General features: G+C 62.7%; 12 protein-coding genes. 9 read left to right on the top strand and 3 right to left on the bottom strand.

Features of this window, described 5'->3' with window-relative positions:
• Positions 1-17: 17 nt before the first annotated feature.
• The gene (locus tag N8A98_RS20130; RefSeq protein ID WP_262168008.1) at positions 18-1871 is read right to left on the bottom strand and encodes a sensor histidine kinase; all 1854 of its coding nucleotides are present in this window, start codon (positions 1869-1871) and stop codon (positions 18-20) included.
• A 208-nt stretch (positions 1872-2079) separates the two neighbouring features.
• On the opposite strand from N8A98_RS20130, the gene N8A98_RS20125 reads away from it, so the two are divergent.
• From N8A98_RS20125 to N8A98_RS20105, 5 genes are all read left to right on the top strand, one after another.
• Entirely contained in the window at positions 2080-3060 is a 981-nt protein-coding gene (locus N8A98_RS20125) for a tripartite tricarboxylate transporter substrate-binding protein (protein WP_262168006.1), read from the top strand.
• Between the two features lie 64 nt (positions 3061-3124).
• The gene (locus tag N8A98_RS20120; protein WP_262168005.1) at positions 3125-3586 is read left to right on the top strand and encodes a tripartite tricarboxylate transporter TctB family protein; all 462 of its coding nucleotides are present in this window, start codon (positions 3125-3127) and stop codon (positions 3584-3586) included.
• Between the two features lie 10 nt (positions 3587-3596).
• A complete protein-coding gene (locus tag N8A98_RS20115) occupies positions 3597-5102 on the top strand; it encodes a tripartite tricarboxylate transporter permease (RefSeq protein ID WP_262168003.1) in 1506 nt (501 codons plus the stop codon).
• Between the two features lie 144 nt (positions 5103-5246).
• Positions 5247-5498 (top strand): GlsB/YeaQ/YmgE family stress response membrane protein, encoded by a 252-nt coding sequence (locus N8A98_RS20110; protein WP_113120494.1) that lies wholly within the window; start codon positions 5247-5249, stop codon positions 5496-5498.
• Positions 5499-5522: 24 nt separating this feature from the next.
• Positions 5523-6086, top strand: coding sequence for a YidB family protein (locus N8A98_RS20105; RefSeq protein WP_262168001.1), 564 nt, complete (start codon positions 5523-5525; stop codon positions 6084-6086).
• A gap of 54 nt (positions 6087-6140) precedes the next feature.
• Here N8A98_RS20105 and N8A98_RS20100 read toward each other — a convergent pair whose 3' ends face one another.
• Positions 6141-7331 (bottom strand): GTP-binding protein, encoded by a 1191-nt coding sequence (locus N8A98_RS20100; RefSeq protein ID WP_262168000.1) that lies wholly within the window; start codon positions 7329-7331, stop codon positions 6141-6143.
• Between the two features lie 52 nt (positions 7332-7383).
• Positions 7384-8583, bottom strand: coding sequence for a hypothetical protein (locus N8A98_RS20095; protein ID WP_262167998.1), 1200 nt, complete (start codon positions 8581-8583; stop codon positions 7384-7386).
• A 280-nt stretch (positions 8584-8863) separates the two neighbouring features.
• On the opposite strand from N8A98_RS20095, the gene N8A98_RS20090 reads away from it, so the two are divergent.
• The 4 genes from N8A98_RS20090 to aqpZ all read left to right on the top strand — a co-directional run bounded on the left by N8A98_RS20090 (position 8864) and on the right by aqpZ (position 13188).
• Entirely contained in the window at positions 8864-10159 is a 1296-nt protein-coding gene (locus tag N8A98_RS20090; protein WP_262167997.1) for an MFS transporter, read from the top strand.
• A gap of 135 nt (positions 10160-10294) precedes the next feature.
• Positions 10295-11572, top strand: coding sequence for a phosphopyruvate hydratase (gene eno, locus N8A98_RS20085; protein ID WP_262167995.1), 1278 nt, complete (start codon positions 10295-10297; stop codon positions 11570-11572).
• Positions 11573-11672: 100 nt separating this feature from the next.
• Positions 11673-12326, top strand: coding sequence for a hypothetical protein (locus N8A98_RS20080; protein ID WP_262167992.1), 654 nt, complete (start codon positions 11673-11675; stop codon positions 12324-12326).
• 169 nt (positions 12327-12495) lie between these two features.
• Positions 12496-13188, top strand: coding sequence for an aquaporin Z (gene aqpZ, locus N8A98_RS20075; protein WP_262167991.1), 693 nt, complete (start codon positions 12496-12498; stop codon positions 13186-13188).
• Positions 13189-13190: the final 2 nt, after the last annotated feature.

The raw sequence follows: 13190 nt of genomic DNA, 5'->3' as shown, positions 1-13190 counted from the left end.
CACCGATGTTTTGGTTGTCATGCGAAGTCTCTGATTTGGGGCGTGGTGATCTCAGCGAGGGGCAGGGTGATGGTGAAGGTCGCGCCCTCGCCTTGGCGGCTTTCAACCTCGATGCGCCCGCCCATTTCGCGGATCAGCCCATAGGAGATGGAGAGGCCCAGGCCCAGCCCGCGGCCGGGTTCCTTGGTGGTGACGAAGGGGTCGAACAGGGTGTCGATGATGGCCGGATCGATGCCGGTGCCGTTGTCGGCAACGCTGATGACGGCGTGCTGGCCCATGTCGCGCGCAGTGATCTTTATGGTGGCGTCTTCGAGCCCGGCCATGGCGTCGGCGGCATTGGAGATGAGATTGACCAGCACCTGCTCGATATGAACCGGGTTGCCGGTGACGATCAGGGCATGCGGTGGCGCGTCGAGGGTGATGGTGAGGCTGGGGTCTTCGCGGAAATGGTTGGCCAGCTCGATGGCATTGTGGGCGATGTGAACGACATCGCTCTGGATCGAGATTTCAGTCTCCTTGCGCGCGAAGGTCTTGAGATGCCCGGTCAGCGCCACCAGCCGGCCGATCACGCCCTCCATGCTGCCGAACAGATCCGCAAGCTCGGGCACTTTGCCGCGCGCCAAGAGCTTGGCGCTGGCGGTCTGGGTGCGCAGGGCGGCGATGGGCTGGCTGACTTCGTGGGCGACACCGGCCAGCGCCTGGCCGAGGGTGGCAAGCTTGGCGGCCTGAACGAGACCCTGCTGGGCGGCCTGGCGGGCTTTTTCGGCTTCCTGCCGTTCGACGATTTCGCCGGCAAGCCGGCTATTGGCTTCCTGCAATTCGCTGGTGCGGAGCAGGACGCGCTGCTCGAGCTGGTCGTGATCCTCGAGGCGGGCGCGGATCAGGCGCTGGCGCTGCATGAACAACATGGCCGCCAGCAGGATGGCGCCGACCGCAACGCCGACAAAGAATGTCGCGGTCCAGGCCCAGTTGGAAATCGGCCCCAGCGGCACGAAGGACAGCAGGCGCCAGCCATGCAAAGGCATGCGCAGCCGATCGACCAGGAACTCGCCATTAATCTCGCTATCGCCGCTGCGCAGCACGGCCAGTTCGGTGCCGCGCCAAGGCTCGATCGATTGCACGATCCCCTGGCCATTGATGGCGACGCCGAGATAGCGTTGGTCGCGCGCCAGGGTTTCGAGGCCGCTGGGATGGGTGTCGACCAGCGTGCGATAGCGCCAATCGGGGCGGGTGGAGAGAATGCCCACGTCATTGCTGTCGAAAATGCCGATCAGCTCGCCCGAGCGCCACCACACGGCTTCGATTTCCCCCAGGTTGATCTTGACCACGGCGACGCCGAGCGGACCCTCGGGACCGTCGATGCGGTTGGCGATGAAATAGCCCGGTACGCCCGTGGTGATGCCGACGGCGTAGTATTTGGCGGCGCCGTCGAACATGGCCTCCTGGAAATAGGGGCGTTCGGCATAGTGGCGGCCGACCATGGATTGGTGCGTCCACCAATTGCTGGCGGCGATGGAGCGGCCGTTCACATCGACGATGAACAGTTCCTCGGCTGCGGCGGTGCCGCCCATATTGGACAAAAAGCCATTGGCGCGGGCGCGCAGCGCGTCGTCTTCGGGGTGCGCCAGCACGTCACGAATTTCCGAGGCCTGAGCAAGCGTCGTGGGCAAAAAGTGATAGCGCTCGATATTGGCCTCGAGCATGCGATCGAAAATCTGCAGGCGCCGCTCGCTGGTGTCGTGGGCCGCGGCAATGCCGCTTTGCAGAGCAATTTCATAGGCGACCAGGCATGAGGCCAGCAGCACAACGGCGCAGCCAACCGCGATCAGCAGGCGCTGATAGGGTGACAAAGGCAGTGTCCGGCCAGCCATCGTGCAGATCCTCCACGATTGGTCCTATGCCATTGGCGGATTTTTGCCAAGTCGGCAGCGGTCGCTGGCAAGAAATTGCCTGAAATGCTTCATGCTACTGCACTGCTGCATTGGTGATATGCTTGCAATGCAGGGGTTTGAGCGATCTGGCACGGAAGCTGCTTAGGGAGGGGTGCGCGAGGAGCGCGATCTTTCGGGAGGAACCAAAATGAACAAGACAATGCTGTCCCTTGCCGCCGGCCTGATGCTGACGGGCGCGAGCCTGACGGGCACGGCCCTGGCGCAGGACTACCCCACCAAGCCGATCACCGTCGTGGTGCCGTTCTCCGCCGGCGGCCCGACCGATACCGTCGCCCGCCTCGTTGCCGAAGTGATGAGCAATGATCTGGGCCAGCAGGTGGTGATCCAGAATGTGGGCGGCGCCGGTGGCACGCTCGGCGCTGGCCAGGTGGCGGTTGCCCCCAATGACGGCTATACGCTGCTGCTGCACCATATCGGCATGTCCACCGCGCCGAGCCTCTATCGCAGCCTGCCTTATGACCCGGTCACCGACTTTGCCCCGATCGGGCTGATCACTGCCGTGCCCATGACGCTGGTGGCCCGCAAGGACTTCGAGCCGAACACGCTGGCCGAGCTGACCGCCTATATCAAGGCTAATGGCGAGAACGTCACCTATGCCAATGCCGGCATCGGTTCGGCCAGCCAGCTCTGCGGCATGCTGCTGATGGATGCGCTCGACACCCAGATGACCACCGTGCCCTATCAGGGCGCCGGCCCGGCTACGACCGACATTATCGGCGGCCAGATCGACATGATCTGCGACCAGACCACCAATACGACCAGCCAGATCCAGGCCGGCGAGGTCAAGGCCTATGGCGTGACCACGCTGACCCGTCTGCAGAACCTGCCTGATCTGCCCACGCTCAAGGAAGGCGGCCTCGATATTGAGATCGGCGTGTGGCACGGGCTCTATGCCCCCGCCGGTACCGACGCGGCCATCATCGCCAAGCTTGAAGCCTCGCTGCAGAAGGCACTGATCAATGAGACGGTGGTGAGCCGCTTTGCCGAACTGGGCACCGTGCCCGTCACTGCCGAAGAGGCAACCCCGGCCGCACTGACGCAGATGCTGGCCAGCCAGATCGAGCTGTGGCGCGCGGTCATCGAAGCTGCGGGCGTTTACGCCGACTAACCGCATGCGCGCCTTCGCGTCCTTCGGGGCGCGGAGGCGACAAAGAACAGGGGAGGAGGCAGCTATGGTTTCCAATTTTTCGACCAAGGACCTCGTGTCGGGCGGCATCTTTGTCGCGGCGGGCGCCTATTTCGCCATCGAGGCGCTCAATTACGAGACCGGCACGGCGTTTCGCATGGGACCCGGCTTCATGCCGCTGCTGCTGGGCAGCGTGCTCGTCGCGCTGGGGCTCGGCGTTGCCGCCAGCGGCTGGAAAAAGCCCGATGCGGAAAAGCCATTGGCGCCACCCTGGCGGGGCATGGCGCTGATCATCGGCGTCATCGTGTTTTTCGGGCTGACCATTCGGGGGCTGGGCTTCGTGCCGGTGGTGCTGATCGGCTCGTTTGGTGCGGCCATGGCCAGCCGGCTCAATTCGCCCCTGTTCTCCATCATCCTGGCGGTGGCGCTGACGGTGATGTGCACGCTGATCTTCGTCGTCGGCCTCGGCATGAGCGTGCCGATGTTCGGCCCCTGGCTCGGGCAGTAGGAACCCAATCATGGACATTATTGCTTCGCTTGGGCTGGGCTTTTCGGTCGCCCTCGACCCCATCAATATCTTCTACTGCTTCATCGGCGTGCTGCTGGGCACCCTGGTCGGCGTCTTGCCCGGCATCGGGCCGACGGCGACCATCGCCATGCTGCTGCCCATCACCTTCTCGCTGTCGCCCGCAACGGCGCTGATCATGCTGGCCGGCATCTACTATGGCGCCCAATATGGCGGCTCGACCACGGCGATCCTGATCAACCTGCCGGGTGAAAGCTCGTCGGCAGTGACGGCGATCGACGGCTATCAGATGGCCAAGCAGGGCCGGGCGGGTCCGGCTTTGGCGACCGCAGCGCTTGGCTCGTTCTTTGCCGGCACGGTTGGCACGCTGCTGCTGGCCTTCTTCGCACCGCCCCTTGCGCGAGCGGCGCTCAATTTCGGGGCGCCGGAATATTTCGCCCTGATCGTCCTGGGTCTGCTGGTCTCCATTGCGCTGGCGCACGGGTCCATCCTCAAGGCGCTGGCGATGATCGTGCTGGGCCTGCTGCTGGGCATGGTGGGACAGGATATCTATACCGGCCAGCCCCGCTTCACCCTGGGCATTCGCGAACTCTATTCGGGGCTCAATTTCGTTTCGCTCGCCGTGGGTGTGTTCGGCGTCGCCGAAATCCTGCGCAATCTCGAAAACGAGAAGGGCCGAGACGTGATGGTGAAGGCCGTCAAGAATCTGTGGCTCAGCAAGGACGACTTCAAACGCATCGCGGCCCCGGTCGTGCGCGGCACGGCCTTGGGCTCGGTACTCGGCATCCTGCCGGGTGGCGGACATATCCTGGCGTCCTTCGCCTCGTATTCGGCCGAAAAACGCCTGTCCAAGACGCCCGAGGAATTCGGACACGGCGCCATCGAAGGTGTCGCGGGTCCGGAATCGGCCAATAATGCCGCCGCGCAGACCTCATTCATCCCGCTGATGACGCTGGGCATTCCGGCCCATCCGGTAATGGCGCTGATGGTGGGGGCGTTTATCCTGCAGGGCATTACGCCCGGCCCCAATGTCATCAACGACCAGCCGGCTTTGTTCTGGGGCATTATCGCCTCGATGTGGATCGGCAATGTGTTGCTGGTGCTGCTCAACCTGCCGCTGATCGGGCTGTGGGTGAAGATGCTCTCCATTCCTTATCGTGCCCTGTTCCCGGCCATCGTGCTGTTCGCCTGCATCGGGTGTTTCTCGATCAACCAGAACATCTACGACGTCTTCGCCATCGGCTTTTTCGGGGTGGTCGGCTATGTGCTGATCCGCTTCGGCTGCGAGCCGGCGCCACTGCTGCTCGGCTTCGTTCTTGGGCCGCTGCTGGAGGAACATCTGCGCCGCGCCATGATCATCTCGCGCGGCGATCCGATGGTGTTCCTCGAGCGCCCGATTTCAGCAACCTTGCTGGGTCTGGCACTGCTGGCAGTGGTCATCGCCGTGCTGCCCTCGATTCGGCGCAAGCGCAAGGAAGTGTTCGTCGAAGACGATTGAGGGCGCGGCATCGCGGCAACTCATTCAACCCGCCGGCCCAGCGCCGGCGGGTTTCATTCGTCCATGGCCTTGCCTTTATACGGAAAAGGGAACTGCCGGGCGCACGGCGCGTTGCTGATCACCTTCAACTAGGGACAGTCAGTCATGGGTATCATCTGGACGATCATTATCGGGTTCATCGCGGGCGTCATCGCCAAGTTCATCATGCCGGGCAGCAATGAGCCCTCGGGCTTCATCCTGACCACCATTTTGGGCATCGTCGGTGCCTTCGTTGCTTCCTATCTCGGGCAGGCCCTTGGCTGGTATGCACCGGGCGAAGGCGCGGGGCTGATCGGTGCGGTCGTCGGCGCCATTATCGTGTTGTTTGTCTGGGGACTTGTCGCTCGGCGCCGTTAAGCGCTCAACATAAAGGAGGCCGCCATGGCCAAGGGAATGCCGTCAATGGTTGCGCTGCTCGGCCTGCTGGCCGTGGCAGGTTTTCAGAACAGGGACAAGCTGGGCGAATTGCTCGGCGGCTTGGGCAATGGCCAGACCAGCGCCGGTGATGGCGGGCGGCTCGGCAACGGGCAGACCGGTGTGGGAAATCCACAGGCCGGCACCGCGCCTAGCCAAGGCGTGCCCGGAACCGGCGGACTCGAGGGCATGCTGGGCAATCTGGGCGGCATGCTTGGCGGCGCGGCTGGCGCCGGTGGACTGGGCAGCGTGCTCAGCGGCGGCCTGGGCGATCTCGTCGACCGCTTCAACAATAGCGGGCAGGGCGCCAAGGCGCAAAGCTGGGTGCAGGATGGCGATAATGAGGAGATTGATCCCAATAGCCTCGAGCAGACGCTGGGCGCCGATACCATCGACACGCTGACCCGGCAGACCGGCCTCAGCAAGCAGGAATTGCTCGATCGTTTGGCCAAGACCCTGCCCGATGCGGTGAACAAGCTGACCCCGAACGGCCGGATCCCGACCGAGCAGGAAGCCAGCCACCTGGTTTGATGCATCGCGCATTGCAAGAGCGGCCGGGGTGGTAACGTCCCGGCCGCTCTGTTTTCAGGACCAGGCGGGAAACGGATCGCGCAAGTCTTGCCAGGCGGTCGGGGTAAAACCCTTGGCCGGGATCAGGCAGGCGTCGAGGTCGCGCCTGATAGCGGCCTCGTCCATGTCGCCGGCGCCAATAAACACGATTTCCTGCCGCCGGTCGCCCCATTCCGCATCGAGATAGGGCGCCATCGATGCGCGCCAGTCGGCATCGTCCGGCCAGCGGGTTTTGGGGACGGCGGCCCACCACATGCCGCGGCGGCTGGTGCGCACCAATGCGCCGGCCTGGCTGAGTTCTCCAACCAGATCGGGTCGCGTGGCGAGCCAAAAGAAGCCCTTGGAGCGGATCACGCCGGCCCAGCTCTTGGTGATGAAACTGTTCAGCAGCATGGGATTGAACGGGCGCCTCGCCCGATAGACGAATGAGCATATGCCATATTCAAGCGTTTCTGGAATATGCTCGGTGAAGCCATTGAGTTCCTTGAACCAAAGCGGGTTCTGCTCGGCGGCTTCCAGGCTGAACAATCCGGTATCGAGCACCTGATCCAGCGGCACATCGGAGAAGTCGGTTTCGATCACCCGCGCCACCGGATTGAGCGCCTTGATGATGGTTCGCGCTGCAACCAGATCGTCGGCACTCGCCGTCGAGACCTTGTTGAGCGCGATGACATCGGCAAACTCGATCTGCTCGACCAATAGATCGACCAGCGCGCGCTCATCCTCCGGCCCCATGGTCTGCCCGCGGTCGCGCAGAAAATCCACCGAGCCGTAATCCCGCAGCAGATTGGCGCAATCGACCACCGTCACCATGGTGTCGAGCCGGGTGATGTCGGAGAGGCTGACGCCGTTTTCGTCGCGAAAATCGAAGGTGGCCGCAACCGGCAGCGGCTCGGAAATGCCGGTGGATTCAATCAGCAGGTAATCAAAGCGCCCGGCTTCGGCCAGCTTGGTGACCTCCTTGAGCAGGTCGCCGCGCAGCGTGCAGCAGATGCAGCCATTGCTCATTTCGACGAGTTGTTCATCGGTGCGCGACAGATTGGCGCCGCCCTCGCGCACCAGCGTGGCGTCGATATTGACCTCGCTCATGTCGTTGACGATGACGGCGACGCGCCGCCCCTCGCGATTGTTGAGGATGTGATTGAGAAGCGTCGTCTTGCCGGCGCCAAGAAAGCCGGACAGGACCGTTACGGGGAGGCGGTTCATTTGGGGTCACCTGAATGGAAACGGCCACCCCGCAAGGTGGCCGGGATTTTGGTCAGTGCGTCGCGCCCGAGCCGCCGATGGCGACGATATTGTAGGGCAGGCCCTCGACCGGAATGTCGCGATCCAGTTCGAACGTGCTGGCATCCACGATGTGCACCAGGCCCTTGAGCGGATCGGTCACGGCGATCTCATGGCCTGCCACCGCAATGCGCGGCCGCGGCAGGCTCCATTCGCCATCCATGGAATAGGGCTCAGTGAGCGTGATCGACTTGGCGATCTTGCCCGACAGCACATTGAGCTGATGCAGCTTGCCATCCTCGGTAAAGATGTAAGCAAATTTGGGCTGCTGCGGATCCACGGCAAAATGTACGCGGCGCGTCGGCAATTCGATCAGCCGGAAGGCGTCGGCCTCGGTCGGATCGATCAGCACGACCTTGTCGGGCCCATAATTGCCCAGGAAATATTGCAGCCCAACCCCGCCCAGCAGCGTCGAAACATTGCCCTCGGGCAGGCTCGCCGGATAGGGCAGGTGCGTGATCTCGGGCGCGCCCGAGCCGGTGGCAATCAGTAGCCCCGTGGCGCAGGCAATGGCGGTGATATTGCCCGAGGTCGCTTCGCCATGCAGCAGCGGGCATTCGTAGAGATCGCCCACCTTGGCGTTCTGCGCGTCATAGACAAAGATGCCCTGCGGACGGGTGGTCTCACCATTGGGCGCAAAATCGGTGGCGAGCGCATACTTGCCCCAAGGAATGGCGACGCCATGATGGGGTGCGTCGGTATCGATTTCGCGGATAGCCAGCTTGTCGTCGCCGTCCAGCCAATCCTGCTCCGAAACTAGCCGCGCTACGCCTTCGCCATCGTAGAACAGCGCGATCTCGCCATGGTGCTCGACGAAATGCACCGGCTTTTCGCCCGCAACAGCGGCGGCAATGGCCGCTGGCGCCGCGACATGAATATCGCCGTGATCGCCATGATCTTCGATTTCGATGCCGCTGCTGATGGCCGACACAAGATTGACCGCCCCTTGCACGGCATAGACCGCCTGGTTGCTGGGCGTGGTGTAGAGCACGCCGGGGCTTTCCAGCGCAAAAGTGTCGAGAGTAGCGTCAGTGCCCAGATCGATGGCGGTGACCTTGGCTGCGGCATGGTCGGCGACAAACAGGCGCCAGGCGGTGACATCATCGGCAAAGCCTGGGCCGGCGCCGGCCATCAAGGTCAGGGCCGTGCAGGCGAGAAGGGCGGGATAGCGCATAGGCGATATGTCCATATGTTATTACATTACGTTTTGACCCTAGATGTAATATTATTACGTTGGCAAGCCGGCTGGCGCGGATATTTGGGGATTGTGCCGCCGGCATCCCCTAGAGCCCGCCACCAAATCCCGCGGCACATTTGGTCTTGATGTGAACCGTACCCTGCGGTACACCCCGGCTGTCCGGTTCTCTACCGGGCTGGCAATGATCGTTCGGGCGCCCGCGAGATTTGCCGGCCGCCATGCTCGGCCCAGCATTCAAGCGCGCCAGGATATCGCCATGACCATCGCCACGGATGCCGCCAGCGGCATCGCCGTGCCACCGCCCAATTCCGCTCGCCGCATCCTCGCCGCGAGCATGATCGGCACGACCATCGAATTTTTCGACTTCTATATCTACGCCACCGCTGCGGTGATCGTATTCCCGCATCTGTTCTTCCCGGCGGGCGACGACACTTCGGCGCTGCTCTCCTCGCTCGCCACCTTCGCCATCGCCTTTTTCGCGCGCCCGATCGGCGCGGCGTTCTTCGGCCATTTCGGCGACAAGATCGGCCGCAAGGCCACGCTGGTCGCGGCTTTGCTGACCATGGGTATTTCGACCGTGCTGATCGGCGTGTTGCCGACTTACGGCCAGATCGGCGTGATGGCGCCGCTACTGCTGGCACTGTGCCGGCTGGGGCAGGGGCTTGGCTTGGGCGGGGAATGGGGCGGCGCCGTGCTGCTCGCCACCGAAAACGCCCCTGAGGGCAAGAAGGCCTGGTATGGCATGTTCCCGCAATTGGGCGCGCCGGTCGGCTTCTTCTTCGCCACCACAATTTTCCTCGTGCTTGCGCATTTCATGGGTGAAGAGACCTTCATGAGCTGGGGTTGGCGCGTACCGTTCCTCGCCAGCGCGCTGCTGGTGATTTTTGGCCTGTTCATCCGCCTCAAGATCACCGAGACGCCGGAATTCGCTCGCGCCGTCGAAAAGGCCGAACGCGTCGAAGTGCCGTTCCTCGATGTGTTCAAGCACCACAAGATGAGCCTGCTGCTCGGCACCATGGCGGCGCTGGCCACCTTCGTGCTGTTCTATCTGATGACGGTGTTCTCGCTGAGCTGGGGCACCTCGGCACTCGGCTATAGCCGCGAGGAATTCCTCATCCTGCAGATGGTAGGCGTGGTGTTCTTCGGCCTGTTCATCCCGATCTCGGCCGTGCTGGCCGATCGTTTCGGCATGCGCCGGGTGATGGTGGGCGTGTCGCTCTCGATCGCCATTTTCGGCCTGCTGATCGCGCCGCTGTTCGGCTCGGGCAATGTGATCGGCGTGCTGGGCTTCCTCTGCATCGGTCTCGCCCTGATGGGCCTGACCTATGGCCCGCTGGGCACGGCCCTTGCCGCGCCATTCCCCACGGCCGTGCGCTATACCGGCGCGTCGCTGACCTTCAATCTGGGCGGCATTTTCGGCGCCTCGCTGGCGCCCTATGCCGCAACCTACCTGGCGACCAATTTCGGTCTGCATGCCGTGGGCTATTACATGATCCTGGCCGCGGTGATCACGCTGCTGGCTTTCGGCTTCATTCGGCAGACGCCGGATTGATACGAGAGGCGAGGCTGGCACCCAGCCTCGCCACACCCACCGCACGATATTTTACGTGCGCCCCCTTTCCCTTGTCACACTCTGCGTCTAGGAAAGCGGCCATATCGAGCAAACCCCAACGGGAGAGGGCTTTCCATGTCGTCAATCATCCACGTCCAAGGCCGCCAGATCTATGACAGCCGCGGTAATCCGACCGTCGAAGTCGATGTGGTGCTCGACGACGGCAGCTTCGGCCGCGCTGCGGTCCCCTCGGGCGCTTCGACCGGCGCGCATGAAGCCGTCGAGCTGCGCGATGGCGGCAAGAAATATAACGGCAAGGGCGTGCTGCAGGCCGTCGAGAACGTCAACACGGCGATCTTCGACGAAATCCAGGGCATGGATGCGCTGGACCAGCTGGCTGTCGATCAGGCCATGATCGAACTGGATGGTACGCCCAACAAGTCGCGCCTCGGTGCCAATGCCATTCTCGGCGTATCGCTGGCTGTGGCCAAGGCGGCTGCCGAGTCGAGCGAGCTGCCGTTCTACCGCTATATCGGCGGCCCGAACGCCCATGTCCTGCCGGTGCCGATGATGAACATCATCAATGGCGGCGAGCATGCCGACAACCCGATCGACATGCAGGAATTCATGATCCTGCCCGCCGGCGCGGAAAACCTGGCTGATGCCGTCCGCATCGGCTCGGAGATCTTCCACACGCTCAAGAAGGGCCTGTCGGCCGAAGGCCACAATACCAATGTGGGCGACGAGGGTGGTTTCGCGCCGAACCTCGGTTCTGCCGAAGACGCGCTGGGCTTCATCATGCGCTCGATCGAAAAGGCCGGCTATCGTCCGGGCGAGGACATTTTCCTCGGTCTCGATTGCGCTGCCACCGAATATTACAAGGGCGGCAAGTACGAGATGGTTGGCGAGGGCAAGTCCCTCTCGTCCGACGAAAACGTAGCTTTCCTCGCGGACCTGGCTGCGCGCTACCCCATCATCACTATCGAAGACGGCATGGCCGAGGACGATTGGGAGGGCTGGAAGGCCCTGACCGACGCCATCGGCAAGAAGGTGCAGCTCGTGGGCGACGATCTGTTCGTCACCAATACCGAGCGCCTCGTATCGGGCATCAAGATGGGCGTGGCCAATTCCATCCTGGTCAAGGTCAACCAGATCGGCTCGCTCTCCGAGACGCTGAATGCCGTCGATACCGCGCACCGCGCCGGCTATACCTCGGTGATGTCGCACCGTTCGGGCGAAACCGAAGATTCCACCATTGCCGATCTGGCCGTGGCTCTGAACTGCGGGCAGATCAAGACCGGCTCGCTCAGCCGTTCGGATCGTCTGGCCAAGTACAACCAACTTATTCGCATCGAAGAACAGCTTGGCGCCTCCGCCAAGTATGCCGGCTTCTCGGTCGTCAAGGGCCGCTAAGCTACAAGACGGAGGCCGGCCAAATGCCGGCCTCCTTCATTTGAAGGATGGCCCCGGGCCTTGTGCTTGCTAGCTTTCCTCCCAGGCACGGGAGGTCATCATGGCGCGCCAATGGGTTTATTGGGCAACGGTCTATCACCGCAATTTCCTGCAGACAGGCACGGCCAATGTCGAGCTGTTCATTGATCCCCCGGCGGGGTTGATGGCCGAATGCGCTCTCAGCGCCTATCAGGACGGCGGTGGCGGCGCCCGGATCATATCGGTCAATAACACCTACGGTTTGGCCGATGACTACTATTTCGGTGACGGCGTCTGGCGCATAGAGATGCGGCTCAAGATCGTCGGCGGCCTCGATCAGTCCAATATCAATCTCACGCGCGCCCGTATGGTGGTGCGCGAATACGATACCGGTTCCGGCTGGCGCATTGAGCCGGCCTCCTTCATGCGCGCGGTCGTCTACGACAAATCCTCCGGTGATATCCTCCACACCGAGGACGTCGCCGGGCCTGCCGACAGGCTCGCTGATCTACGTGGCGGCAAACTGGAGGCGCGGGCCTATGACTTCGTCAAGAAGGGCAAGGCGCATGGCCGCGCCTTCGAGGTCATGCCGGTGGATGCCATGCAGTCAGTGGCCGAGGGTAAGACGCTGCAAATCGACCCCATCGCTCGCCGTGTGGTCGAAGCGGCGCCCAAGCTGGTTCAGGTCGTGAGCCTCCACACGCCGCCCGTCAAGAAGGTAAAGCCGGCCAAGTGAAACTATTGACGCCTCGCGCCAAGTATGCGGACTTCGTGCCGCCAAGCGACAAGACGAGATGAAACAGGGACCGGCGCGAGTACATCGCGCCGGTCCCTGTTTTTTGCGCATTTTCCGCTAACGTTTTGGAGAGTATGATTTTTACGGCGAATCATGAGGAGGGCTCAAGTTGATTCAACGTTTGTCTGCTGAAGCATTTGGTACATTCTGGCTTGTATTTGGTGGCTGCGGTGCAGCTGTTCTTGCGGCGGGCGTGCCCGACGTTGGTATTGGTTATCTTGGCGTAGCATTGGCGTTTGGTTTGACTGTATTGACCATGGCCTATGCAGTTGGCGGCATTTCCGGCGGGCACTTCAATCCTGCCGTTTCGCTCGGTTTGGCGATTGCTGGCAAGTTTGAATACAAGGATCTGGTGCCGTACTGGGTCGCTCAACTGGTCGGCGGCATTCTTGGTGCGGCGGTGCTCTATGTCATCGCCTCGGGCACTGCCGGTTTTACCGCTGGCGGCTTTGCCTCCAACGGCTATGACGCACTCTCGCCTGGCGGCTACAGCCTGGTCGCGGCCCTGGTGGCCGAAATCGTGCTCACCGCCTTCTTCCTGATCGTGATCCTGGGCTCCACGTCCAAACTGGCCCCGGCCGGCTTCGCGCCGATCGCCATCGGCCTGGCACTGACGCTGATCCACCTGATCTCGATCCCGGTGACCAATACCTCGGTCAACCCGGCCCGCTCGATCGCCGCTGCCATCTTCGCGCAGAATGGTGCATTGGGTCAGGTCTGGCTGTTCATCGTTGCCCCGCTGATCGGTGCGGCTTTGGGCGCCATCATCTGGAAGGCCCTATTGAGCCGCAGCGACGCCTGATC

Origin of the sequence: Devosia neptuniae (genome assembly GCF_025452235.1) — a bacterium.
Lineage (GTDB): Bacteria > Pseudomonadota > Alphaproteobacteria > Rhizobiales > Devosiaceae > Devosia.
The sequence above is the reverse complement of the archived record's forward strand: the minus strand, read 5'-3'. Positions and strand labels throughout refer to the sequence as shown.

Bases quoted from the DNA above. Each gene is read 5' to 3' on its own strand.
- N8A98_RS20115 (WP_262168003.1), top strand. From the start codon at position 3,597: ATGGACATTATTGCTTCGCTTGGGCTGGGCTTTTCGGTCGCCCTCGAC.
- N8A98_RS20100 (WP_262168000.1), bottom strand. From the start codon at position 7,331: ATGAACCGCCTCCCCGTAACGGTCCTGTCCGGCTTTCTTGGCGCCGGC.
- N8A98_RS20105 (WP_262168001.1), top strand. From the start codon at position 5,523: ATGGCCAAGGGAATGCCGTCAATGGTTGCGCTGCTCGGCCTGCTGGCC.
- N8A98_RS20095 (WP_262167998.1), bottom strand. From the start codon at position 8,583: ATGCGCTATCCCGCCCTTCTCGCCTGCACGGCCCTGACCTTGATGGCC.
- N8A98_RS20110 (WP_113120494.1), top strand. From the start codon at position 5,247: ATGGGTATCATCTGGACGATCATTATCGGGTTCATCGCGGGCGTCATC.
- N8A98_RS20125 (WP_262168006.1), top strand. From the start codon at position 2,080: ATGAACAAGACAATGCTGTCCCTTGCCGCCGGCCTGATGCTGACGGGC.
- N8A98_RS20080 (WP_262167992.1), top strand. From the start codon at position 11,673: ATGGCGCGCCAATGGGTTTATTGGGCAACGGTCTATCACCGCAATTTC.
- N8A98_RS20090 (WP_262167997.1), top strand. From the start codon at position 8,864: ATGACCATCGCCACGGATGCCGCCAGCGGCATCGCCGTGCCACCGCCC.
- eno (WP_262167995.1), top strand. From the start codon at position 10,295: ATGTCGTCAATCATCCACGTCCAAGGCCGCCAGATCTATGACAGCCGC.
- N8A98_RS20130 (WP_262168008.1), bottom strand. From the start codon at position 1,871: ATGGCTGGCCGGACACTGCCTTTGTCACCCTATCAGCGCCTGCTGATC.
- N8A98_RS20120 (WP_262168005.1), top strand. From the start codon at position 3,125: ATGGTTTCCAATTTTTCGACCAAGGACCTCGTGTCGGGCGGCATCTTT.